21 protein-coding genes and 1 tRNA gene are annotated in these 21,654 nt (G+C 34.0%); 13 read left to right on the top strand and 9 right to left on the bottom strand.

Features of this window, described 5'->3' with window-relative positions; all coding sequences use genetic code 11:
* Positions 1–7: 7 nt before the first annotated feature.
* From dsbC to JEP40_RS14235, 6 genes are all read left to right on the top strand, one after another.
* A complete protein-coding gene (gene dsbC / locus JEP40_RS14260) occupies positions 8–715 on the top strand; it encodes a bifunctional protein-disulfide isomerase/oxidoreductase DsbC (RefSeq protein WP_198624063.1) in 708 nt (235 codons plus the stop codon).
* A gap of 9 nt (positions 716–724) precedes the next feature.
* Complete coding sequence (recJ, locus tag JEP40_RS14255) at positions 725–2,458, top strand: single-stranded-DNA-specific exonuclease RecJ (protein WP_198624062.1); 1,734 nt, start codon at positions 725–727, stop codon at positions 2,456–2,458.
* 171 nt (positions 2,459–2,629) lie between these two features.
* Positions 2,630–3,728 (top strand): peptide chain release factor 2 gene (prfB, locus tag JEP40_RS14250; RefSeq protein ID WP_099074846.1). Its coding sequence is split into 2 segments (ribosomal slippage): positions 2,630–2,704 and positions 2,706–3,728, totalling 1,098 coding nucleotides; the frame shifts between segments, so codons are not numbered across the junction.
* 8 nt (positions 3,729–3,736) lie between these two features.
* Positions 3,737–5,251, top strand: coding sequence for a lysine--tRNA ligase (lysS, locus tag JEP40_RS14245; protein ID WP_198624061.1), 1,515 nt, complete (start codon positions 3,737–3,739; stop codon positions 5,249–5,251).
* Positions 5,252–5,416: 165 nt separating this feature from the next.
* Positions 5,417–5,490, top strand: a tRNA-Gly gene (locus tag JEP40_RS14240).
* 294 nt (positions 5,491–5,784) lie between these two features.
* Complete coding sequence (locus JEP40_RS14235) at positions 5,785–7,335, top strand: methyl-accepting chemotaxis protein (protein ID WP_198624060.1); 1,551 nt, start codon at positions 5,785–5,787, stop codon at positions 7,333–7,335.
* A gap of 395 nt (positions 7,336–7,730) precedes the next feature.
* Here the strand turns inward: JEP40_RS14235 and JEP40_RS14230 are convergent, their stop codons facing one another.
* The 3 genes from JEP40_RS14230 to JEP40_RS14220 form a co-directional block, all read right to left on the bottom strand.
* A complete protein-coding gene (locus JEP40_RS14230; protein WP_198624059.1) occupies positions 7,731–7,934 on the bottom strand; it encodes a hypothetical protein in 204 nt (67 codons plus the stop codon).
* Positions 7,935–8,231: 297 nt separating this feature from the next.
* Positions 8,232–8,441 carry a sigma-S stabilization anti-adapter protein IraP gene (locus tag JEP40_RS14225; protein WP_072069219.1) on the bottom strand — a complete coding sequence of 70 codons (210 nt, stop codon included), beginning with the start codon at positions 8,439–8,441 and terminating at the stop codon, positions 8,232–8,234.
* A 519-nt stretch (positions 8,442–8,960) separates the two neighbouring features.
* On the bottom strand, positions 8,961–9,509 hold the full coding sequence (locus JEP40_RS14220; protein WP_198624058.1) for an NADPH-dependent FMN reductase: 549 nt from the start codon (positions 9,507–9,509) through the stop codon (positions 8,961–8,963).
* Positions 9,510–9,947: 438 nt separating this feature from the next.
* Here JEP40_RS14220 and JEP40_RS14215 point away from each other — a divergent pair, with 438 nt between their 5' ends.
* Both JEP40_RS14215 and JEP40_RS14210 read left to right on the top strand, forming a co-directional pair.
* Positions 9,948–10,445, top strand: coding sequence for a hypothetical protein (locus tag JEP40_RS14215; protein WP_232799303.1), 498 nt, complete (start codon positions 9,948–9,950; stop codon positions 10,443–10,445).
* Positions 10,446–10,450: 5 nt separating this feature from the next.
* A complete protein-coding gene (locus JEP40_RS14210) occupies positions 10,451–13,267 on the top strand; it encodes a sugar transporter (protein WP_198624056.1) in 2,817 nt (938 codons plus the stop codon).
* A gap of 57 nt (positions 13,268–13,324) precedes the next feature.
* On the opposite strand, the gene JEP40_RS14205 is transcribed toward JEP40_RS14210, so the two are convergent.
* Both JEP40_RS14205 and JEP40_RS14200 read right to left on the bottom strand, forming a co-directional pair.
* The gene (locus JEP40_RS14205) at positions 13,325–14,218 is read right to left on the bottom strand and encodes a T3SS regulon anti-activator ExsD domain-containing protein (RefSeq protein ID WP_198624055.1); all 894 of its coding nucleotides are present in this window, start codon (positions 14,216–14,218) and stop codon (positions 13,325–13,327) included.
* A 66-nt stretch (positions 14,219–14,284) separates the two neighbouring features.
* Positions 14,285–15,121: a helix-turn-helix transcriptional regulator gene (locus tag JEP40_RS14200; RefSeq protein WP_198624054.1), complete on the bottom strand. Its 837-nt coding sequence runs from the start codon at positions 15,119–15,121 to the stop codon at positions 14,285–14,287.
* Between the two features lie 1,178 nt (positions 15,122–16,299).
* Here JEP40_RS14200 and JEP40_RS14195 point away from each other — a divergent pair.
* Both JEP40_RS14195 and JEP40_RS14190 read left to right on the top strand, forming a co-directional pair.
* On the top strand, positions 16,300–16,815 hold the full coding sequence (locus tag JEP40_RS14195) for a bactofilin family protein (protein ID WP_232799302.1): 516 nt from the start codon (positions 16,300–16,302) through the stop codon (positions 16,813–16,815).
* A 79-nt stretch (positions 16,816–16,894) separates the two neighbouring features.
* Positions 16,895–17,452 (top strand): GNAT family N-acetyltransferase, encoded by a 558-nt coding sequence (locus tag JEP40_RS14190; RefSeq protein ID WP_198624052.1) that lies wholly within the window; start codon positions 16,895–16,897, stop codon positions 17,450–17,452.
* Here the strand turns inward: JEP40_RS14190 and JEP40_RS14185 are convergent.
* Positions 17,430–17,780 (bottom strand): nitrous oxide-stimulated promoter family protein, encoded by a 351-nt coding sequence (locus JEP40_RS14185; RefSeq protein WP_198624051.1) that lies wholly within the window; start codon positions 17,778–17,780, stop codon positions 17,430–17,432. The genes JEP40_RS14190 and JEP40_RS14185 overlap by 23 nt on opposite strands.
* A 180-nt stretch (positions 17,781–17,960) precedes the next feature.
* On the opposite strand from JEP40_RS14185, the gene JEP40_RS14180 reads away from it, so the two are divergent.
* Positions 17,961–18,206 (top strand): DinI-like family protein, encoded by a 246-nt coding sequence (locus JEP40_RS14180; RefSeq protein ID WP_198624050.1) that lies wholly within the window; start codon positions 17,961–17,963, stop codon positions 18,204–18,206.
* Between the two features lie 119 nt (positions 18,207–18,325).
* Here the strand turns inward: JEP40_RS14180 and JEP40_RS14175 are convergent, their stop codons facing one another.
* Both JEP40_RS14175 and JEP40_RS14170 read right to left on the bottom strand, forming a co-directional pair.
* A complete protein-coding gene (locus JEP40_RS14175) occupies positions 18,326–18,565 on the bottom strand; it encodes a YecH family metal-binding protein (RefSeq protein WP_198624049.1) in 240 nt (79 codons plus the stop codon).
* A gap of 110 nt (positions 18,566–18,675) precedes the next feature.
* Entirely contained in the window at positions 18,676–18,891 is a 216-nt protein-coding gene (locus JEP40_RS14170) for a DUF465 domain-containing protein (protein WP_198624048.1), read from the bottom strand.
* A 252-nt stretch (positions 18,892–19,143) separates the two neighbouring features.
* Between JEP40_RS14170 and eco the strand changes: the two genes are divergently transcribed.
* Complete coding sequence (eco, locus tag JEP40_RS14165; RefSeq protein ID WP_269814768.1) at positions 19,144–19,635, top strand: serine protease inhibitor ecotin; 492 nt, start codon at positions 19,144–19,146, stop codon at positions 19,633–19,635.
* An 87-nt stretch (positions 19,636–19,722) separates the two neighbouring features.
* Here the strand turns inward: eco and JEP40_RS14160 are convergent, their stop codons facing one another.
* Positions 19,723–20,160: a universal stress protein gene (locus JEP40_RS14160; RefSeq protein ID WP_023581562.1), complete on the bottom strand. Its 438-nt coding sequence runs from the start codon at positions 20,158–20,160 to the stop codon at positions 19,723–19,725.
* A gap of 535 nt (positions 20,161–20,695) precedes the next feature.
* Here JEP40_RS14160 and JEP40_RS14155 point away from each other — a divergent pair.
* Positions 20,696–21,610 (top strand): cation diffusion facilitator family transporter, encoded by a 915-nt coding sequence (locus JEP40_RS14155; protein WP_198624046.1) that lies wholly within the window; start codon positions 20,696–20,698, stop codon positions 21,608–21,610.
* Positions 21,611–21,654 lie beyond the last annotated feature (44 nt).

Genomic DNA, 21,654 nt, shown 5'->3' with positions numbered 1-21,654 from the left:
AATTTAAATGAAAAAGAAATTACTCTGGTTGCCAATACTATTAAGCATGGTGTCAATACCTGTGCTTGCTGACAATGCTTCTATTGAAGCGCAACTGGCTAAAATGCAAATTAAAGCAGAAAGCATTCAACCAACCCCGATTGTTGGATTAAATGCAGTGTTATCAGATAAAGGTATTTTTTACATTACTGACGATGGTAAATACCTAACAGCTGGCCCTATTTATAATATCAGTAGCGGTGAGCCTGTTAGTATTGCCAATCAAGTTATTATGAAAAAAGTAGATTCACTTAAAAATGAAATGATCGTTTATAAAGCGCGTAATGAACGCCATGTGATCACCATTTTTACTGATATTAGTTGTCCTTACTGTCAAAAACTTCACCAAGAAGTACCTGAACTGAATAAACGGGGGATAACGGTACGTTATTTAGCATTTCCTCGTAATGGTGTTGGCAATAATATTGTGAGTAAAGAAATGAATGCTGTGTGGTGTAGCGGTTTTCCTAATAAATCATTAGACAGTGCATTTAAAGGTGACAAAATTATTCCCATTGATGAATGTAAAAAAATCAATATTAATGAACATTTTAAATTAGGCACCATGATGGGAATTCAAGGTACACCTGCTATTGTGTTACCTAATGCGAGTATTTATGGTGGGTATATTTCTGCTCAAAACCTTATTGAATTATTAGATAAAAAAGAGAAGTAATCACGCTTTATGGTCACTATTGAACCGACACTACGTCGTCGAATTGCACAGGCAACTCAATTGCCGGATAACTTAGATCCTTTATTACGACAGATTTATGCTAATCGCGGAATAACATCCGAAGTTCAACTAGAACGATCGTTAAAAGGCTTACTTCATTATCAAGCATTAACCGGAATTGAAACGGCACTTTCATTGCTTATCGAGGCTTTAAAACAGCAATCTCGCATTGTGATTGTCGGTGATTTTGATGCGGATGGTGCAACCAGTACAGCATTGGCTATCAAAGCATTACGCCAAATGGGATTTAAGCAAGTAAGCTATCATATTCCTAATCGCTTTGATGATGGTTATGGCTTAAGCCCTCAAGTTGTTCATGATGTTGCAAAAAAAGGGGTTGATCTCATTATCACTGTTGATAATGGTATTTCATCTTTTGAAGGCGTGGAGACTGCTCATGAATATGGCATCCGAGTCCTAGTAACAGACCACCATTTGCCGGGACAAACATTACCTGCTGCTGATGCGATTATTAACCCTAATTTGGCTGATTGCGATTTCTTATCTAAATCATTAGCTGGCGTTGGTGTTACTTTTTATTTAATGACGGCATTGCGAGCTGAATTAGAAAAATTAGGTTGGTTTGAACAACACAATTTAGTGCGTCCTAATATGGCTGATTTTCTCGATTTAGTTGCATTAGGAACCGTGGCTGATGTCGTTCCTCTTGATGAAAATAACCGCATTTTTGTTTATGAGGGATTACGTCGTATTCGAGCTGGTCGTTGTTGTGTAGGGATAAAAGCACTTACTGAGGTTTCTCGTAAAGAGCTATCTCAATTGGTAAGCAGTGACTTAGGTTTTTCTTTAGGGCCACGCTTAAATGCAGCGGGGCGTCTTGATGACATGTCTGTGGGTGTTGCTCTACTTTTAACTGATAATATTGGTTCTGCGCGTGAAATAGCGAATGAACTTGATGGCTTAAATCAAACTCGTCGTGAAATTGAAGCAGGTATGCAAGAAGAAGCCTCCACTATTTTCCGTCAATTTATGGGCACTCAACATGATTTGCCGAATGGTTTAGCTATTTATCACCCTGAATGGCATCAAGGTGTTGTGGGCATATTAGCATCTCGAATTAAAGAAAAACTACATCGTCCTGTTATTGCTTTTGCACCTAGCGGTGATGGACTATTAAAAGGTTCTGGTCGTTCAATCAGTGGTGTACATCTTAGGGATGCGTTAGAACGATTAAATACTTTAAATCCTGGATTAATGCTGAAGTTTGGTGGGCATGCAATGGCTGCGGGGCTTTCCCTTGAAGAGGATAAGTTTCCGCTATTTCAGCGTCATTTTTCATCTTTAATGTCTGAGTTGGTTTCTGACGAGCAATTGCAAGGTGTTATTTTATCTGATGGTGAATTGACAGAAAATCAATTATCGCTACCTATAGCCGAAATGCTAAGAGAAGCAGGCCCATGGGGGCAAGCTTTTCCTGAGCCATTATTTGATGGCAAATTTACGTTGTTGCAACAGCGTATTGTAGGCAGTAAACATTTAAAAATGATGCTTCAGCCTGTTAATAGTCATCTGATGATTGATGCTATCGCCTTTAATGTTGATATTAATATCTGGCCTGATAACAGCATTAAAATCGTTGAATTAGCTTATCGATTAGATGTGAATGAATTTAGAGGACAACGGAATGCACAATTACTTGTTGAGCATATTTGGCCTTGTTAATACGAATAATTTAAGCAATTTATTGTGATATAAAGTACAACGTTGTTATGGCAACAACGATTGGATAGACAATTGTATATAAATGCTATAAACCCGTGGATATATCCGTTACAATATGCGGTTCAAAATTTATTCCAATTGTTTTTGAAAACAACATAAAGACGAAAAAGCATGTTTGAAATCAACCCAGTAAAACACCAAATTGAAGAAGTCTCTGAAAGAACAAATGTTCTCAGGGGGTATCTTTGACTATGATGCCAAGAAAGAGCGTTTAGAAGAAGTTAACGCTGAATTAGAACAACCTGATGTGTGGAATGAGCCAGAAAGGGCGCAAGCATTGGGAAAAGAGCGTTCATCTCTTGAGGCTATCGTAGAAACTATCGACCAATTAGACCAAGGACTAGAAGATGTTTCTGGTTTACTTGAATTAGCGGTTGAAGCTGATGATGAAGAGACATTTAACGAAGCCATTGCTGAATTAGATGTGTTAAATAAAAAACTTGAGCAATTAGAATTCCGTCGCATGTTCTCTGGTGAATATGATAGTGCGGATTGCTACCTTGATTTACAAGCCGGCTCTGGTGGTACAGAAGCGCAAGATTGGGCAAGTATGCTGATGCGCATGTATTTACGTTGGGCTGAATCAAGAGGCTTTAAAACAGAAATTATTGAAGAATCTGACGGTGATGTTGCAGGGTTAAAATCAGCGACTATCAAAATTATTGGTGAGTACGCTTATGGTTGGTTACGTACAGAAACAGGTGTTCACCGCCTAGTTCGTAAAAGCCCATTTGACTCAGGTGGCCGTCGTCATACCTCATTTAGCTCTGCCTTTATTTACCCTGAAGTTGATGACAATATTGATATTGAAATCAACCCAGCTGATTTACGTATTGACGTTTATCGAGCTTCAGGTGCGGGTGGACAGCACGTTAACAAAACAGAATCTGCGGTACGTATAACCCACGTTCCTACAGGTCTTGTCACTCAATGCCAAAACGATCGCTCTCAGCATAAGAACAAAGATCAGGCAATGAAGCAGATGAAAGCGAAGTTATACGAGCTGGAAATGCAGAAGAAAAATGCAGACAAGCAAGTAATGGAAGATAACAAGTCCGATATTGGCTGGGGTAGTCAAATTCGTTCTTATGTTCTTGATGATTCACGCATTAAAGATTTACGCACTGGTGTGGAAACGCGTAATACACAAGCAGTGTTAGACGGTGATCTTGATAAATTTATTGAAGCTAGCTTAAAAGCGGGCCTGTGAGGAAAAACATGTCGCAACAGCAACAAGGTGCGGAGCAGGCACCTGATTTAAATAACGAACTGCAAACACGCCGCGAAAAATTATCCGCTTTACGTGATAATGGTAACGCATTCCCAAATGATTTCCGCAGAGATGCACTGTCTGACGAATTACATCAAAAGTATGATGCAATGAGCGCAGAAGAGTTAGCCGCAGCGAATGTGGAAGTTGCTATTGCAGGTCGTATGATGACTCGCCGTATTATGGGCAAGGCATCTTTCGCTACATTGCAAGACATGGGGGGTCGCATTCAGCTTTATGTTTCTCGTGATGATTTGCCAGAAGGCATCTACAACGAGCAATTTAAAAAATGGGATCTTGGCGATATCTTAGGTGCTCGTGGTCGTGTTTTCAAAACGAAAACAGGTGAATTAAGTGTTCACTGTACAGAAGTGCGTTTATTAACTAAAGCACTGCGCCCGTTACCAGATAAATTTCACGGTCTAGCTGACCAAGAAATGCGTTATCGTCAGCGTTATTTAGATCTGATTTCTAACGAAGAATCACGTAAAACTTTCCAAATTCGTTCACAAGTGATGGCGGGTATCCGTCAATTTATGGTGAACAAAGGCTTTATGGAAGTTGAAACGCCGATGATGCAAACTATCCCTGGTGGAGCAACTGCGCGTCCGTTTATTACTCACCATAATGCGTTAGATATTGATATGTATCTGCGTATTGCTCCTGAGTTATATTTAAAACGTTTAGTTGTGGGTGGTTTTGATCGCGTATTCGAAATTAACCGTAACTTCCGTAACGAAGGCGTATCACCGCGTCATAACCCAGAGTTCACCATGATGGAACTCTATATGGCGTATGCAGATTACCGTGACTTGATTGAATTAACGGAAGAATTATTCCGTACATTAACTGAAAATGTACTGGGCTCTTCGTTAGTAAAATACGGCGACCAAGAGTTTGATTTCGGCAAACCATTTGCTAAATTAACCATGAAAGAAGCTATCTGCAAATATCGTCCAGAAACTGTAATGGCTGATCTTGATGATATGGATAAAGCGGTTGCTATTGCTCAATCTATTGGTATTAAGATTGAGAAAAGCTGGGGATTAGGCCGTGTTCAATGTGAAATTTTTGAAGAAGTTGCAGAAAGCCACCTAATTCAACCTACATTTATCATTGAATACCCGGCAGAAGTTTCACCATTAGCTCGTCGTAACGACGATAATCCATTTATCACTGATCGTTTTGAATTCTTTATTGGTGGGCGTGAGATTGGTAATGGTTTCTCAGAACTTAATGATGCACAAGACCAAGCTGAGCGTTTTGAAGATCAAGTTCGTCAAAAAGAAGCCGGTGATGCAGAAGCCATGTTCTTTGACCATGACTATATTACGGCATTAGAACACGGATTACCGCCAACAGCAGGTTTAGGTATTGGTATTGATCGTATGGTAATGTTATTTACTAATAGCCATACTATCCGTGATGTCATTTTATTCCCGGCAATGCGTCCTAATAAATAATTGTTATCCTAATTAACGAATAGTAATTAATTGAAAAGCCACCGAAAGGTGGCTTTTTTATGTTTTATATTAATAGATTATGTTTTTTGTGATGATTAAATAATCACTTAAATAAGAAGGGGATTGCTGTTCAATTAGGGGAGCGTATAATTGAAAAAACCAACTGCGGGCGTAGTTCAATGGTAGAACGAGAGCTTCCCAAGCTCTATACGAGGGTTCGATTCCCTTCGCCCGCTCCAACTTATTTTTTCCTCAAATTATCTTTTTATTTCTTTAACACTTCTTATTTGTTATTTAAATCATTAATTTTTAATTAATTGATTTTACGTGCTTTTTTATTTTTTATATCTAATTATAAAAAATGATACATAAGTAACATTTTTGTTTCTCTTAACTAACTCTTTTTATGTATAGAAAATAAAAAATCAATTTATAAAAAACTTTAGTAAAAAATTAAAATAAATTGAAAAGGTGTCGATAAAAGTACATTACGCCCTATTGGGATTACTTTATCTTGTTAGTTGAGAAATTCGATGCAGAAACTTCGTAACATTACTATTCGTGTGATGATGATAGTAATACTAGGTACTTTATGTGTGTTATTTGGCAGTGTGAGTCTTTATAGCGCATGGTCACTATCACAAATATCTGAAGGTAATCAGGCTGATAATCAAATCATAAAGCAAATGGCGGCGCTTAGTCAGGGAAATGATCAATACTTTCGTTTTACTTCACGGCTTAATCGTTTGGTAGAACAAAAAGCAGAGGGAAAAGAAGTCGATTTTGCTCAAGCTCAAACCGCAATGGAGAATATGGAAAGACAGATTGAGTATATGAAATCTGTTTCGCCAGGACCTATGGATGCGAATGTTTCTCAAGAATTGATGGAGATTTGGTTAGCTCTTTTTGAACAAGGAGTTAAAAAACAAATGGCACTCGCATTAAATGGCACTATTGAAGAATATGAGCAACATGCTAGAAATGTCACTCCTGCATTAAGCCGTGAATTTGGTAATGTTACTGAAAAATTTAATCAAGTCGCAAATATAAAAATTGATAGAACGATAGAAGATGTCGATAGACTTATTGAAATAACTCAAATTATTATTTTTATTAGCGTAATTTTAGGCGGGATTATTCTTATTCTCACCGACCGTTACTTGGTGTCCATGTTACAAAAACCACTAGAAAGTATTCGCCAGCATTTTTTAAAAATTACAGAAGGTGATCTTAGTCAACCACTGGAACCTTTTGGTAATAACTGTGCAGGGCGATTAATACCATTATTGAATGGAATGCAAAATAGCTTACATGAGGCAGTGAGTACAATTCGGCAGGGAAGTGACAGTATTTATCGAGGCGCATCTGAAATTGCAAAAGGGAATAATGATTTGGCATCTCGTACAGAAGAACAAGCGACGGCACTAGAGCAAACAGCCGCAAGCATGGAAGAAATAACTGCTGCAGTTAACCAAAATATGGAACATGCTTACCAAGCAAGAGAATTAGCTGAAGTAGCGTCAGTAACTGTTGAAAAAGGTAATAAGTTAGCTGAATCTGTTGTCACAACGATGGAGGGGATCTCTAATAGTTCGAGTAAAATTGCTGAAATAATTAATGTTATCAATAATATAGCATTTCAAACAAATATACTTGCACTAAATGCATCGGTAGAAGCCGCTAGAGCAGGCACTCATGGTCGAGGTTTTATGGTAGTGGCAAATGAAGTGCGCAACTTAGCTGGAGATAGCGCAAAAGCGGCTAAAGAGATTGAAGTACTTATTGCTGATTCAACAACGCGAGTGAAAAAAGGTGCCAGTTTAGTGAGCGATATGGAAAAAACAATGGAAGATATTTTGATAGGGGTAAAACAGGTCACTTCAATAATGAAAGAAATTACTATTGCATCAGAGGAGCAAAGTAAAGGTATTGGTCAAGTGAGTGTTGCTATTACCCAAATGGACAGTGTAACGCAACAAAATGCCTCTTTGGTTGAACAGGTATCAGCAGCTGCTATTTCGTTAGAAAGGCAAACAGAAGAATTACAATTATCAGTACAAAAATTCAATCTTGTGCACCATTAATATCGAGATACCTTCCATAAGTCATGAGTCTAAGGTGGTAAGTTTTTACTCGTTAGGCGCATGAATGAAATAATGATGGCACACATGCTATTGTATGTTTATTCAACATTGATTAGGTATTAATATAATAATAATACTTAATCAATCCATTTAAAAAGTAAAAAATATTATATAAAATAGGCTATTTATAAATAGTAAATTTATTTGTTTTATTTTAATAGATTGCAGAATATTTTCTATTTTAATTTTTATAATCAATCAATCAATCAATCAATCAATCAATCATTGATGATGTTTTGTTTGGGGGTATTTTAATTTTCTAAAGGCGCTAATATAATTCACCTCAAAATAAATAATAATAAAAAGAGATGTATGGATGATATAGCGCCAACTTTTTAGAGCATTTTTTTTATATATTGTTCTGTTTTGGTTATAACACCTTTGTATTGAGCATGGTTGATATAGGCATCATTGACGGTTTTGTTTATATCTTGAATTGCGACTTCTTTTTGTTTATCCGTTAAAGTCAATAACAATGCCTTTAATACTACTTTTAATGCTGCAATCTCATACTCTATATTGACAACTTTTTTTTCCATATGACCCTCGAAAATAATGCTACATTACAGTGTGATTAATTATTTTTTATATTAATTAATTGTTTAAGTAAAACCAAGAAAAAAATAAATCAACCAAAAAGAGCAAGAGTTTTATGGTGTTTTTATTGAAAAAATAAAATGGTGAATATTTGAGATAGGAAATAATAACTTAATAAACTTAACTTAAAGTTGCATCAATAGGATAAAATTAAAGCATATCTAATATAACAAAATAAGTAGGATGCAATATGCACCCTATAATATTTTGGGAAACATAAATTTGAATAACTCTCTTCACTAAGCTTGGGTGAGTTTTTTTACATATTGCTCTGTTAAGTTAATCACTTCATTAAGCTGAGGATATCGATTTGATGTATCTTCAATTACAATAGATATATTGCCAAGCATATCTCTTCGTTGTTTATCACTTAGAGTGGAAAGTAAAGATTTGATAACAATTTTCAGTGCCGCAATTTCACACTCAATTTCTTTTAAATTTTTATCCATGATTTACCTACCAGTATTTAATGGATGATTAATATAGGTAATTTTTTTGTTTATCACAATTATGGAAGTATATTATTTAGAGATGTATCGCACATTATGCCTAATATTCTAATCTAATAGAAATTATTAAAAATAATTATCAAATTCTAAATATCACCAATGAATATTGATGGAAGTTTATTGATACTTTCGAACTTTGGTGCGACTGAACGAAGTAGTACATTTTGATCTTGTATCTGTTTTTATTTAAATTACTTTATTTTTGCTTAAATAATAAGCATTTATTATAATTATAAGGCATATCGTTTAAAGGGAGCAAAATTAGTTTTAATGTATTGTTTAATATTTAAATAAGGCGGTTATATTATTCAGTGTCATTCAGAAAATATTAAAATTTCCATCAGTGGTGCAGTAGTAATTTATTATTGAATGAAAAATAGAACACTTTATTTTTGATAGTCAAAAAATGAAAATAAAAAGAGCCATGTATTAAAACAAAGCTCTTTTTAGTGGTGTCGATTATTGATTATTTTTTTTTACAAAAGCGACATAAGCATCAACCCAATTTTGCATAAAATGTGCCGTTTTTTCAGCAAATTGTCCATCTTCGACCATCCCATCATACCACTTCAGGTAACACTCTGGCTGATTTAAGGTAGGCATATTTAAGAAAGATAGCGAGTTACGTAGATGCTGTTGTGCTATAGCTGTACTAATGTTACCGGTTGAAACCCCAATAATACCAGCAGGAATTTTATCCCAAGCATTCATTCCATAGGGACGAGATGCTTGATCAAGCGCATTTTTAAGTACACCAGGAATAGAACGATTATATTCTGGTGTGACAAAGATAATGCCTTGGCACTCTTTTATGTATTGTTTGAAACTGATGACAGCAGAAGATGTATTATTGTCATCATCTTGGTTATAGAGAGGAAGGTTAGCGATATCGATAAATTCGTGAGTAAACTCTTCAGGAAATAACTTAACTAATGCATTTGCTGTTTGTTTGTTATACGAATCTTTTCTTAAACTTCCGACAACAATACCTATTCTAAAATGATTCATCTTAGTTCTCCTATATTGAAGGATAGAAAAATATCAATGACAATATCTGATATTTATTTCTTGATTTTATCTTAGTCGTTAAAGAATGATAATAAAATATAAGCCCCATTTTTACACGTAAGTGGTGTAAATAAATGATAAAATTAGTATTATTATTTTTATTGTTATCTGGTATTATTTTACTGAAATAAAAAATAACCAGTTTATATGACAACATTTTTACTAAATAAATCCGATATTCAAAAATGGACATTTTTAGTGTGATGTGAGTAGTGTTTTAAGAAAAAACAAATGAAATGATAGGAGCACTCATTGCAACCTTGAGTGTTAACCTATTTATTTAGTATGCAGTAGGTAATAGAAAATTATAATAAAATGGCTTAAAATGCGACAACTCATATGCTCTTATTTAAGTCTGATCGGGATTAAGGAAAAATGATGTCCTTATTACAAAATAAAAAGAATGTCCTTGCTGTATTTATAACTACCAGCATTCTCGCTTTGTCTGGGTGTGTTTGGTCAGATCAAACACGTCCAGTTGAGACGCCAGCACCGGTGCAAGCTCAAGCAACACAGCCTGTTGCTATGACTCAGCCAGTAGCAACTGCCCAACCGATTTCTATGACAGCAACAACAGGATCTGTTGACAGTGGCGTAGATGCAAGAAAATTAGGATTAGCACCACAAAGCGCTTGTATAAAACAACTTGATTCTCTAAAAACTTTTTCTCCATCGGACTATCAATCCATGATGAGTTCATTTAAAGAAATTAGTGAAATTAATGCGATGTACCGTAGTGTTCAAGGCACAGCAAGTAAGGATAGTTTAGATTTGCTAAAAATGAGTATTGAATCAAAAACAGAAGTTTTGTGTGCAAAAGTTCGCTATCTGTCGATTATGTCAGTTAATTCGACATTGAAAAAACTAGGTGAATAATTATTATGAAATTAAAGCAGAGTGTTTGTCTCGCTTTTATGCTGTTTCCAACACTGTCGTTTGCCAATAATGAGTTTAATTCTGTTATTGAAGATTTTGACCGTTATTTTGAAACACAAGAGCCAATTAAAATTGAGCCTAAAACATCTGCTACAATTTCATCGTCAACGAGAACCGGTCAGGCTAATCGTGGAGTAAACCGTACAACAACGGTTTCTCAACAAAATAAGCCAGAGCAACGAGTTAGGTCTTCTATACCAGCAAAAATAGATAATCAGGTGGTCGAATCTGTTAAGACACCTGATATCACGCTGGCGGAAAGTTGCCCAGTATTACCTGCGGATTACTCTAAATTTAAGAGTGATAATACTCGTTATTTGACACCTTTACTCTCATTTGTTCCGATTAAACCTCAGTTTACACCTGAAGATCTTAATCGATATCAGTATAGAAATAATGCTACGGTCTATAATCCCTTAGCGCTTTATTCGAAAGAAAACTATTCAAAACCTCAACAAAATGAAAATATCTTATTAGACATTATTCCAGGCACATTTTATTCTGTGACTGCAATTCCTTTCCATTTTGCATATCAATTTAATCGCTCTGTGCTTGATCATAAACAACCTCTTTTTAATAAAACGTTGTTGAATCGTTTAGCCGACACAAGAAATAAATATCAAACTCTGTATCAGAAATATACAGAGCAAACAGTAGCGTTAAAGGAACATTTAGAAAAACTTCAAAATGCAAATAACCAAATTAAGCAGTTGGAATTATCTCTGACTGAAACAGAAGAAAAATTAGCGACTGCAAATAACTTACTCGATGATGACACATTGAAACAAGCTGTTGCCAAACTACAAACAGACCTGAAAGCAACAAAAGAAGAACGTGATTTACTAATTAAGCAATTAGCAGATAAAGAAGATGTGTTAAGTACAACAACTGCAAAAAACACAGAACTAGCAAAACAACAACAAGATTTCGAAAAACAATCAGAAACACTTAAAGAGTTAGAAGCGAAGTTTACCCAACTTGAGCAAGAAAAAGAACAATTACAATCTCGGTATTTGCAGGCTCAAGCACTACTAAAAGATGATAGTGCTAAAAAAGAAATTGATAAGTTACAAAGCTCACTCGAGAGTACGAAAGCTGAACAAGAAAAACTATTAAATCAATTAAATGAAAAACAAACATTATTGACTAAAATTGAGCAAGAAAAAGAAAATGTCCAGGCTCAATATGTTCAAGCTGAACAATTACTCCAAAGTAGTCGTGAGCAAAAAGAACAAGAGTTAGCTAAGTTAGAAGCTGTAAAAAATAAAGAAATAGCAACATTGGAAAAATCCTTATCGACAACAACCAATGAACAAACTAATTTGACCAAGCAATTGGCTGATGTGCAGAGTCAATTAGCAAGCATTAAAAAAGAAAAAGAAGATATTCAATCTCAGTTTGTGCAGGCACAGCTATTATTAAAAGATAACACTGCGAAAAAAGAGATAGAGAAACTACAAAGTACATTATTGAAAATTACATCAGAACGTGAAGATTTATCTCACGAGCTTAGATTAAAAGTAGCAGAAGCAGAAAAACAACAAGATGCTAATAACAAACTTGTTGATGAACAACGTCAAGAAATAGCACAATTAAAAACACAAGTTGAAAAAAATAACCAAGAACAAATTCAACTTAATAAATCACTTTTAGCAGTTCAACAGCAAAAAGAGCTGGCTGATGAAAAGCTGAAAACTATTCCAGAATTAAAATTACAGTTAGAGAATAAAATAACAGAATTAGCTGATCTGAAAAAAAGCTTATCTGCAGGCGAGAAAGCAGTTGATAATTTAATTACAGATAAAAATAATTTAATTGCTAAATTAGAAAAAGCGCAAAATGAGTTATCGGCTAAATATCAAGCATTAGATACTCGCTTTAAAGAGAGTAATATTGCATTAGCACAATTAACAGTGAGCCAAACAGAAAGCGCTAAGGCCTCTGCATTATTGGAAAAGCAACTCACTGAGAAACAAAATATTGTTGATAAATTAAGTAATCAATTAGCTGATGTAAAAGCACAATTAGAAAAACAAAATATCGAAAGTACACAGCAAATTAGTGCGTTAAAACAACAGCAAACAGAAGCGATCGGACAATCAAAACAGCAAGAAAAGACATTAGCTGACACCCAAAAAGAGATGCGTGACATCACTAAACAGCTTGAAACTCAACGTGCATTAACTCAATCTTTAGAAGAAAAGAGTACGCAATTAAACGAGCAAATTAAGGCAAAAGAAGCTGAATTAGCAAAAGCAAATACAGAAACAAGCAATGTATTAAAAGAAAATAAAACATTAAAAGAACAACTTGAGAAAATAGCAGGTGAGGGGCAAATGATTGCGGGGCAACTTGCTTATGCTTATTCAATTATCGGTAAAGATAATGCTCAACGCAATAAATCTATTCTATCTGAAATTCAAAAACAAAATTATATACAGTATGACGATAATACCTATTTTAAAATTTTAAAACAGGGTAAACCTGTTGATTTAATCGCAGGTAAAACGGTTGTGTTTACGATGCATGAAGAGTTAACAGACGGGACTGTAACGCTTAATTATGATAAAACTAAGCCACTTACTTTACCTTATCGTCAACTACCATTACCACTGAATACCTTTATTGCTAAAGCAGGTATCAATGGCAAAGCTAAAATTTATATAAAACCAGGTGGTGGTTATGGAAAAAATGGTGTTCCTGGACAAGTACCACCGGAATCAATGTCTATCGTGACAATTGAAATTTTAGACGTTAAATAAAATGATTAAACGATAACATCAGCTCTTTTTTCTTTTAAAAGAAGGGCTGATTTTTATTTATTTCCATAAAAAGATATCGTTTTTTAAACAAAGATCTCTTTCTAATAACCAATCTTTTAAATTATGACAATTTTCAGGGTTTTCTGGAATACTATTAAAAATCTCCCATAAGGGTTTTAATAGTTCAGAATTCGGTTTCACTCCACGTATATAATCTAGTGTATTTGTGATCTTAATATTAAAGGCTGGCTCATTTTCCCAATGTTCTAAAAGTGACTGAATACATTTTTGTAATAAATCATCAATGACAATTAATCTAACATTATCTGTACTAAGTTTAATATTAATATCATCTAAAGATAAAAAAGAGTCTTTTGTATTTGATAGTTGTTTTTCTTCAAATGACTTAATGTTTTCACATTGTTTAATTTGAGACTCAAGCTCTCTTTTTGTTTCATAAAGTGTGAATAATTGAGGTGTAATATGTTGAGCCCACCAAATAAAAAGTGGTTTTATAATGGCTTGAATTAAACGCATATGCTCATTGATATTAACAGTTGCTTTTAATGACTGATCCCAATCCATTACTGTAAAAGCAGAATATGGCGGCCGTGTATGAAAAGAACGGGAAATCTTAATAATGTCGCGAATGTCCTCTTTAGTAATAGCGATAAGGCAATGTTTTTTTCGTAAAAACCAAGTAGATTGTAATAAACTATCTAAGCTTTCACGGCATAGCACGCGAGATAATATTTTTATCTGTTGCTCATTGGCATTGTATCCATTGACAATACTTTCATTTGTATGAAAAGAAAACTGTAGGTTAAATAGCCTATCTACAGTTTCTTTATCATTGTTAGCCATCATTTTTTTTAGTAACGCTAAGCAGTCATAATAATGAGGCTGGGTAGGGCATCTATTTTCTTTTATCACGATATACAACTCACTCATAAGAATAAATTCTAAGCATTCTAACGATGAATGGCTTTTTTATATTATGATAATCGGCTGGATTTTTTATAATTTTAATCTAAGATTTCTCGCCTTACTCGGTGTCATATTGAAACGACGGTGGTAGCTTTGTGTAAAATAAGATTGGCTTGAAAAACCAGATTCCATTGATATATCAACAATACTCATCTCGGTAGTAAGTAGTAACTGATGGGCATAAATGATCCTTCTTTCACAGATCCATGTTCTTGGTGACGTTCCATAGACATGGTTAAAAAGTTCTTTAAATGTAGTTAAACCCATACCAAATTCACGAGCAAACTGTTTGAGTTTCCAATTTTTTAAGTGATTTTTTTCCATAAACAGTTTTAAGCGATCGATTTGGCGATGACTGAGTTGACGCAATAATGCCATCAAGTCTGAACCTTGTTCTGTTGAAAGCAGAAGGATTAAAAGTTCTTCAACTCGTAACTGTGTGAATGTTTTAGGGCAAGAGTGAATAGTAATATATTCAAAACCATTGCTACAAAATTGTATGAGAGGGGAGTTTTGAAAACAGATAAAAGCGCTCGAAAAATCTTCATCTCTTTCTATTTGACTTAGAATATCGTTGTATTTTGCAGTGAAATCTCTTAAAAAATCATCAGGGAGAGGTATATAAATAATCTCTGATGGCTCTGTAGTGGGGGTTTTTATTGTGTAATTACCTTGCTGTAAAAAAAGAACTTGATCTTGATTAATCGTTACGGTATCAGTGCAGTTTTGCAAAATAAGTGTGTTTTTGCGTATTATAAACAGCGCTTTTTGTTCATTTTCTAATATTTGATATTGTGGATAAAAATAAGATTTCTTTTGAACTAAGCAATCATATTGGTTTTTATTATCACATTGTATGGTATTCATTTTTTGCCCAAAAAATCATTACATAAGTATCACTGTGTTTTTATAACAATAAATATAATAGTATTTATAAAAACACTTCTTTATTATTAAATGCTATTAAAAGTAAAAAAAAGAACATTTTCTTTAATTTGATGTGGTTTTTTTTTAGATATTAGACATTACATTTTTATTGCTAATTTAAGATAAGTGATTTTGTTAATTTAAAGATGTTATTAATGAATTGCAAAAGAAAATTAAAGAAGGGAAAGATTTAATCAATAGCAATAGAGGAGATTAGGTATTAATATGTAATAAATAATTTACACTTTATTTTTTTATAATTAAATTTATTGTATAACAAATAGTTGGATTTATTGTTTTTGCTTTACAGTGTAAAAAAATAATAGGTGTATTTAAAATGTAACTATATTCCTTGTTTTTAAATTGTAACTAAGTTGACATAAATATGTTCTTATTTTCTGTAGGATTGAGTGTTTTTATGTGTGTGAGAAAAATTAACACTAAAATTAATTTCAATCATTACAAATAACTATAGTTATTATAACCTGTGTTTTTATAGTGGTCTATAAGATGGAAAACTAAATTTATAATGAAGAATAAGTTATTTTTATTAAGAAGAAGCAGATTTTGTTCTAATTGGTTTTTTATTTATGCGACTAAAGACTCAAATTCTAGCAGGAGTAAATAGAAAAGAGCAGTTAGGCTTAAAAACTTTTAAATAAAATCCTAAATAAAAAGATAAGCATGTATATCTTATGTTAATTCGTATTAAAAATATTTATCCAAAAGTGTGATTTTTTCACGAGTTATTTACATTGCGGTCGGAGTATTTAAATAAATAGTTTTATGGTTTTATTCTATTTAATGTAATTTCCCTTAAGGGGCAAATCAATAAACTAAAAGGTAATAATAGCCTTATTATTGGCATCATACTTGACGTAAATTCATTAAAATAATGAATGCATAAGTGTATTTATTGTCAGGGAGGTAGGGTATAGCTAATTATGGAGAATAAGCGAACACTGCGAAATATTATATTTAGTGGGATATGGATAATTTGGACTCTTGCATTAATTGCCTTTTGGCGTTCTAAAGTGGCAGGGGAATTTTTGATTATCTTGATCCTAATTTTTAGCATTATTATTTATTCCATGACTTTGAGGTTAAAAAAAACCGCTATGTTTAGTCGTAAAACTGAAACACCAAAAGCAGCCGAGCCTGTTACACCAGTCATAACAGAAGAGAAAAAACCGATGCCAGAGCAGAAACTGTATACTATTATTGCGAAAGGAACGGTATTCCAAGGTGATATTAATGTTGATGGCGATATCCAAATTTGGGGTAAAGTATCGGGAAATATTAATGTCAAAGATGGTGTTATTCGTGTTATGCATGCAGGCCAAGTTGAAGGGGAATTAACGGCGCCTGATATTATTATTGATGGTTTCGTTAAAGGCATTTGCGCTGCAAATAATCTAGATATTTTAGAGCACGGTGAGTTACGTGGTACCAGTCGTTGCGGAAGTATGTCTATTAAGCGTGGTGGTATTTTTACAGGGCAATCAGAGCAAGTTGAACATCAAGCTAAATCGGTTGCTCAACAACGAGTGGTTTCAATCAAAGAAAGTGCTAATGTAAATAAAGATAAAGTAACGGCACCTGTAGAAAACCAACTAAAAGAAAATAAAAAATAAATATTCTTTTATTGTCATTATTTTTTGCTTGTCCTATTTTATCGATATTGCCTTAGTTTTGTATAAATAGAGAATAACGATGAATTTAGAGACTCCTAGACTACACTTACGAGAATGGCGTGAAAGCGATAAAGCGCCATTTTTTTATGAAGTTAACTCCTCACCTGAAGTAATGCGCTACTTTCCTTGCACTTTATCTCAATTAGAAAGCGATAAGATGGTTGAGACTATCCGTGAAAAATTTATTCAGCAAAATGGATGGGGAATGTGGGCAGTTGAACTAAAAGAAACTCAAGAATTTATTGGTTTTGTTGGGTTGAATATTCCAGTCGCCTCTTTACCTTTTAGTCCCTGTGTAGAAATTGGTTGGCGTATAGGGCAAAAACATTGGCGTAAGGGGTATACATATGAGGCCGCTTTAGCCGTATTTAGATTTGCTTTTGAAACGTTGAAACTAGAAGAAGTTGTCGCTTTTACTGCTGTTTCGAACCTTCCATCTCAAGGTGTGATGCAAAAACTAGGTATGCATCAATCTGATAACTTCTTTCATCCCGCATTAGATAAAGCCCACCCTTTAGCTGAACATGTTTTATATCGATTGAAGAAATCTGACTTTACTTCTCAGTTGAACGAATAGTACGCTTTTTTTCAGGAAGCGGAGGTACAGGTTTTTTATCATCAATAAGATGACGTATTGCTAAAATCGGATGATAAATCAGCATCCGTGGGCCAGCCCAACGCATGATTTGTTTCATAGTTTTTCTTTTTATAGGTTGGTAACAATGGATGGGACACTGTTTACAGGCTGGTTTATCTTCACCATAGCGACATTTATCTAACCGGTTATAGGCATAATCGATTAATTTTTGATAATAATCCGAGTCGGTTTCAGGGTATGATTTTGCATAAAGAGAAACCATTTTTTGAATGGTTTGTTTCTCACGAGAAATTCTTTTTCCTGCCATGTTCTTTTCTCTTAGTGATATGTTGTATTTATTATGCATCTTATCATTAAGCCTATAGAGACGCTAAAAAATTATTTAATGAATAACGATGAAAAAATTTTAGTAAAAAGGCTTTTCTTTTTCCTTAGAATATAATACTGTATTTATATACAGTTTATTTGCCTTTAAATGGTGAAACCAATGCGTGTGGAAATTTTATTTAATAAACAATCTAAGATAACCGACTCATTACTTCCGCTTTTAGAACATGAATTAAGAAAAAAGATCATTCCAGAATACCCAGATATGCAGTTTCGTATCGCTTTTAGTAGCATGAACTCAATTCAAGTTACAGGCATAAAAGATGAAACTAAGCATGAACACATTATGGAACTTATTCAAAGTGTTTGGGAAGATGATTCCTGGTTACAAACAGATGATGATTAAAGTGCAATAAATAAAGTCCTTACGATTGCCAGAAATAATGGTCTTTTATTTTTTAAACTTAAAAGTCTATTAACTAGAAAAGGAAATCACTGGCAATCGAGTTTTAAACTGTATATTTATCAATGGCGACAAATTTTATTTTCATTTGTCGTAAAACCACCTTCAGCAGGAATAAATTTCCCTTTTTTTTCTAAGAAATCAACTAATTCAGTCGCTGTCATATTTTCAGCTGAACAAGTATGAAATCGAGAGTCATTGCCAAATTGCTGATGAATAGCATCAATAAGTGACATTTTGGTAAATGCAGTGTCTGAAGAAAGGATCATTTGTAAAACTTCATGGCCGTGGATCGATGACATGTTGAACCCCTAAAAAACAAAAGATACATTAATTATGCATCTTTATGGGGTGGTATCTTTGTTTTTAATCATAAAAAGCGATGACATCTATCATCGCTTTAAAAAGATCGTTATTTTTCGCTTCGTTGAAGTATTTTTTGCATTTCATCTTTGAGATGAAGTTTTTCTTTTTTTAGTTTGACCACTTCATCATTATAGCCTGCTCCATTAGGGCCTTCTAATTTTGCAATTTCTTGATTGAGTCGATGATGTTTATCGTAGAGCGCCTGAAAGCGAGGATCACTGTTTCTTAGTTGAGAAACAAGGGATTGTTGATTTGAGAACATATAACCTCCTATGAAAAGAAATTGGGTCTCTATTTCAGTATAATCATAGATTGGATATCTGCATGGTGACGTATCACAAATTTACATTTCATAAAAAAACATGATTTTTCTTTTTAAAACATTCAGAATTATCCTCTCATAGTGGTATTTACTAAGATGTTAGCATTCAAGCACTAAAAATATTAGTATTCAGATAACGAGCAATAAAAACATCTGACTAATTTTGTTAACAGCGAAATGTTCGCTGTAAAAATGGAGAAAGTGATGAACAAAGTAATATTATCTTTAGTAGCAGCAATGTCTTTATCTGCGTGTGCACAAGCTACCGACAGTTTAGATAAAGTTGCGCCTTATCCTAAAGCTCAAGAAAATCAAGTTCGTCATGTTATCGAGTTAGAACAAAAAGATAATGAAGGCAATTACCAAGTTGAGTTAATCGTTGGTAAAGAGCTAAAAGTAGATTGTAATCATCAGTGGTTTGGTGCTGATCTAGATGAAAAGAATTTAGAAGGTTGGGGCTATAGCTATTATGTTGTAGGTGATTTAAATGGTCCAATGTCTACCATGATGGGTTGTGCGGATAATACGAAAAAAGATGCTTTTGTTCAGGCAAATATGGGCTCTGATGCCTTCATTCGTTATAACAGCAAATTACCTATTGTTATTTATGCACCGAAAGACGTTGATGTAAAATACCGAATTTGGTCTGCCGCTGATACAGTCCAAGATTCAGTTAAAAAATAACGGTCAACCTTATTTAGGACGGTCATAGTTAACTAAAAAGCCCTTTATTGTTGAAATAAAGGGCTTTGTTATTATTGAAACTAAAGATTAACGGATAACTAAAACTGACATTTTTGCATGACGTACAATTGATGATGCTGTTGAACCTAATAAGTAGGATGAAACATTAGGTCGATGCGAAGCAATTGCAATTAAATCGGCATCAATGTGGCGGGCATATTCTAAAATTTCATCTTTTGCATTACCAACACCCACATTACATATAATTTGCTCATCAGGAATTTTAGCATCTTTGATCATTTCTTGTAGTGCGACAAAAGCAAGACGAGTACGTTCTGACGAATCTTTGAATTTTTCAGGAATAGCCGCAAATTCGATACCGAAGAAAAGTTCGGCGTTAGGGATAACGGTGAGGAAGTGGATCTCAGGTTTACCCACCTTTGCAATTTGTTCAATGTGAGCGATCAGTTCCTGAGAAAGTTCATCTTCTAAAATATCAATAGGAACTAGGATTTTCTTATACATTACAAACCTCACTTAGCGTTAGTTTAAAATATTTACTATTATTACATAATAGTGAAAAATAGCTGTGATCTGTGTTTTAAATAAGAGTGAGAATGATTATTTACTGCTTTACATTATAAGTCATAAGAAAGTAAATACGGGCTAAAATAATATCAAAAATATAATTAAAATAAGTTATACCCCTTAACTTACTGACAAAAAAGCAATTAATAATATCGCATTAAAAATAAAAACTCTTTACCTCATTATCAAAGAGAAAATGCATAAAAGAATGATTATCAATTATATTATTGTTCTGTATCTATAAGATTTTATTGGTAAAAATAAGAGACATAAAGAATTAAATATGGCATATTAATAGGTAATGACATCTCAATATGATGTCTGGACAGCAATCTTAGTCCCTAAACTGGATTGTTATTCAGAGTCGTCCTTTATCCTCACCAATGAGTTATGGAACCTGAAATAACCTATGGAACTCTATTTAGCTATTATAAATAGAGTAGGCTATTTAAAACCAAATAAGATTATTATTATGACACATAATCACATTGATGATATTGAGTTGGATCGGGCTAGTAATACGCAGTCTGAAAAATTTAAAGCAGCTAAAAAAAGCACGCTAGTGAGCGTCTTTGTTAATATTTTCTTATCCGTTTGGCAAATTACCGTAGGGTTTTTCTCGCACTCTCAAGGCTTAATTGCGGATGGTATTCACTCGCTTTCTGATCTTATTGCTGATTTTGTTGTTCTAATTGCCAATAAAGGTAGTCAGAAACAACCTGATGCAGATCACCCTTATGGTCATTTGCGTTATGAAAACGCAGCTTCACTTATCCTTGGAACTATTTTATTAATTGTTGGCTTAGGTATGGTGGTTTCTGCAATCCATAAAGTTTTAGATCCCTCAACTATTCCTGAAGTCCATCGCGTTGCATTGTATGTTGCTTTATTAGCATTAGCAGCCAAAGAAGGGCTCTTTCGTTACATGCTTGGCGTCGCTAAAAAAGTGGACTCTAATATGCTAGTCGCGAATGCTTGGCATGCGCGCTCGGATGCTGCCTCTTCACTGGTTGTTGCTATTGGTATTCTTGGTAGTCTTGCTGGATTTAAATTCTTTGACCCTCTTGCAGCGTTAATAGTTGGTTTATTTGTTGGACGTATGGGGTGGCGTTTTACTTATCAAGCCTTGCAAGATTTAATGGATAGAGGGGCAGATGAAGAAACATTGGAAGAAATTAAACAGAAGCTGATTACAACTCCAGGTGTGCAAGGTGTGCATGATTTAAAAACCCGTCGTTCAGGTGATTATTTATTAGTAGATGTACATCTTGAAATAAAAGGGGATCTCACTGTTAGTGAAAGTCATGCGATCGTCGTCAGTGCTCGTAATAATGTTTTGCAAAATAAGCAGATATTAAGTGTGATGGCACACGTAGATCCCGCTTAAATTAAAAATACAATAAAAAAGGTAATGGTAGATTTGCATTACCT

Source organism: Proteus vulgaris (genome assembly GCF_016239305.1).
Taxonomy (GTDB): Bacteria; Pseudomonadota; Gammaproteobacteria; order Enterobacterales; family Enterobacteriaceae; genus Proteus; species Proteus vulgaris_C.
This window is presented reverse-complemented; position numbering and strand designations above follow the sequence as displayed.

What these genes read in the sequence shown, in the direction of transcription:
- dsbC (WP_198624063.1), top strand. Translation starts at nt 8, where the DNA reads ATGAAAAAGAAATTACTCTGGTTGCCAATACTATTAAGCATGGTGTCA.
- recJ (WP_198624062.1), top strand. Translation starts at nt 725, where the DNA reads ATGGTCACTATTGAACCGACACTACGTCGTCGAATTGCACAGGCAACT.
- lysS (WP_198624061.1), top strand. Translation starts at nt 3,737, where the DNA reads ATGTCGCAACAGCAACAAGGTGCGGAGCAGGCACCTGATTTAAATAAC.
- JEP40_RS14235 (WP_198624060.1), top strand. Translation starts at nt 5,785, where the DNA reads ATGCAGAAACTTCGTAACATTACTATTCGTGTGATGATGATAGTAATA.
- JEP40_RS14230 (WP_198624059.1), bottom strand. Translation starts at nt 7,934, where the DNA reads ATGGAAAAAAAAGTTGTCAATATAGAGTATGAGATTGCAGCATTAAAA.
- JEP40_RS14225 (WP_072069219.1), bottom strand. Translation starts at nt 8,441, where the DNA reads ATGGATAAAAATTTAAAAGAAATTGAGTGTGAAATTGCGGCACTGAAA.
- JEP40_RS14220 (WP_198624058.1), bottom strand. Translation starts at nt 9,509, where the DNA reads ATGAATCATTTTAGAATAGGTATTGTTGTCGGAAGTTTAAGAAAAGAT.
- JEP40_RS14215 (WP_232799303.1), top strand. Translation starts at nt 9,948, where the DNA reads ATGTCCTTATTACAAAATAAAAAGAATGTCCTTGCTGTATTTATAACT.
- JEP40_RS14210 (WP_198624056.1), top strand. Translation starts at nt 10,451, where the DNA reads ATGAAATTAAAGCAGAGTGTTTGTCTCGCTTTTATGCTGTTTCCAACA.
- JEP40_RS14205 (WP_198624055.1), bottom strand. Translation starts at nt 14,218, where the DNA reads ATGAGTGAGTTGTATATCGTGATAAAAGAAAATAGATGCCCTACCCAG.
- JEP40_RS14200 (WP_198624054.1), bottom strand. Translation starts at nt 15,121, where the DNA reads ATGAATACCATACAATGTGATAATAAAAACCAATATGATTGCTTAGTT.
- JEP40_RS14195 (WP_232799302.1), top strand. Translation starts at nt 16,300, where the DNA reads ATGTTTAGTCGTAAAACTGAAACACCAAAAGCAGCCGAGCCTGTTACA.
- JEP40_RS14190 (WP_198624052.1), top strand. Translation starts at nt 16,895, where the DNA reads ATGAATTTAGAGACTCCTAGACTACACTTACGAGAATGGCGTGAAAGC.
- JEP40_RS14185 (WP_198624051.1), bottom strand. Translation starts at nt 17,780, where the DNA reads ATGGCAGGAAAAAGAATTTCTCGTGAGAAACAAACCATTCAAAAAATG.
- JEP40_RS14180 (WP_198624050.1), top strand. Translation starts at nt 17,961, where the DNA reads ATGCGTGTGGAAATTTTATTTAATAAACAATCTAAGATAACCGACTCA.
- JEP40_RS14175 (WP_198624049.1), bottom strand. Translation starts at nt 18,565, where the DNA reads ATGTCATCGATCCACGGCCATGAAGTTTTACAAATGATCCTTTCTTCA.
- JEP40_RS14170 (WP_198624048.1), bottom strand. Translation starts at nt 18,891, where the DNA reads ATGTTCTCAAATCAACAATCCCTTGTTTCTCAACTAAGAAACAGTGAT.
- eco (WP_269814768.1), top strand. Translation starts at nt 19,144, where the DNA reads ATGGAGAAAGTGATGAACAAAGTAATATTATCTTTAGTAGCAGCAATG.
- JEP40_RS14160 (WP_023581562.1), bottom strand. Translation starts at nt 20,160, where the DNA reads ATGTATAAGAAAATCCTAGTTCCTATTGATATTTTAGAAGATGAACTT.
- JEP40_RS14155 (WP_198624046.1), top strand. Translation starts at nt 20,696, where the DNA reads ATGACACATAATCACATTGATGATATTGAGTTGGATCGGGCTAGTAAT.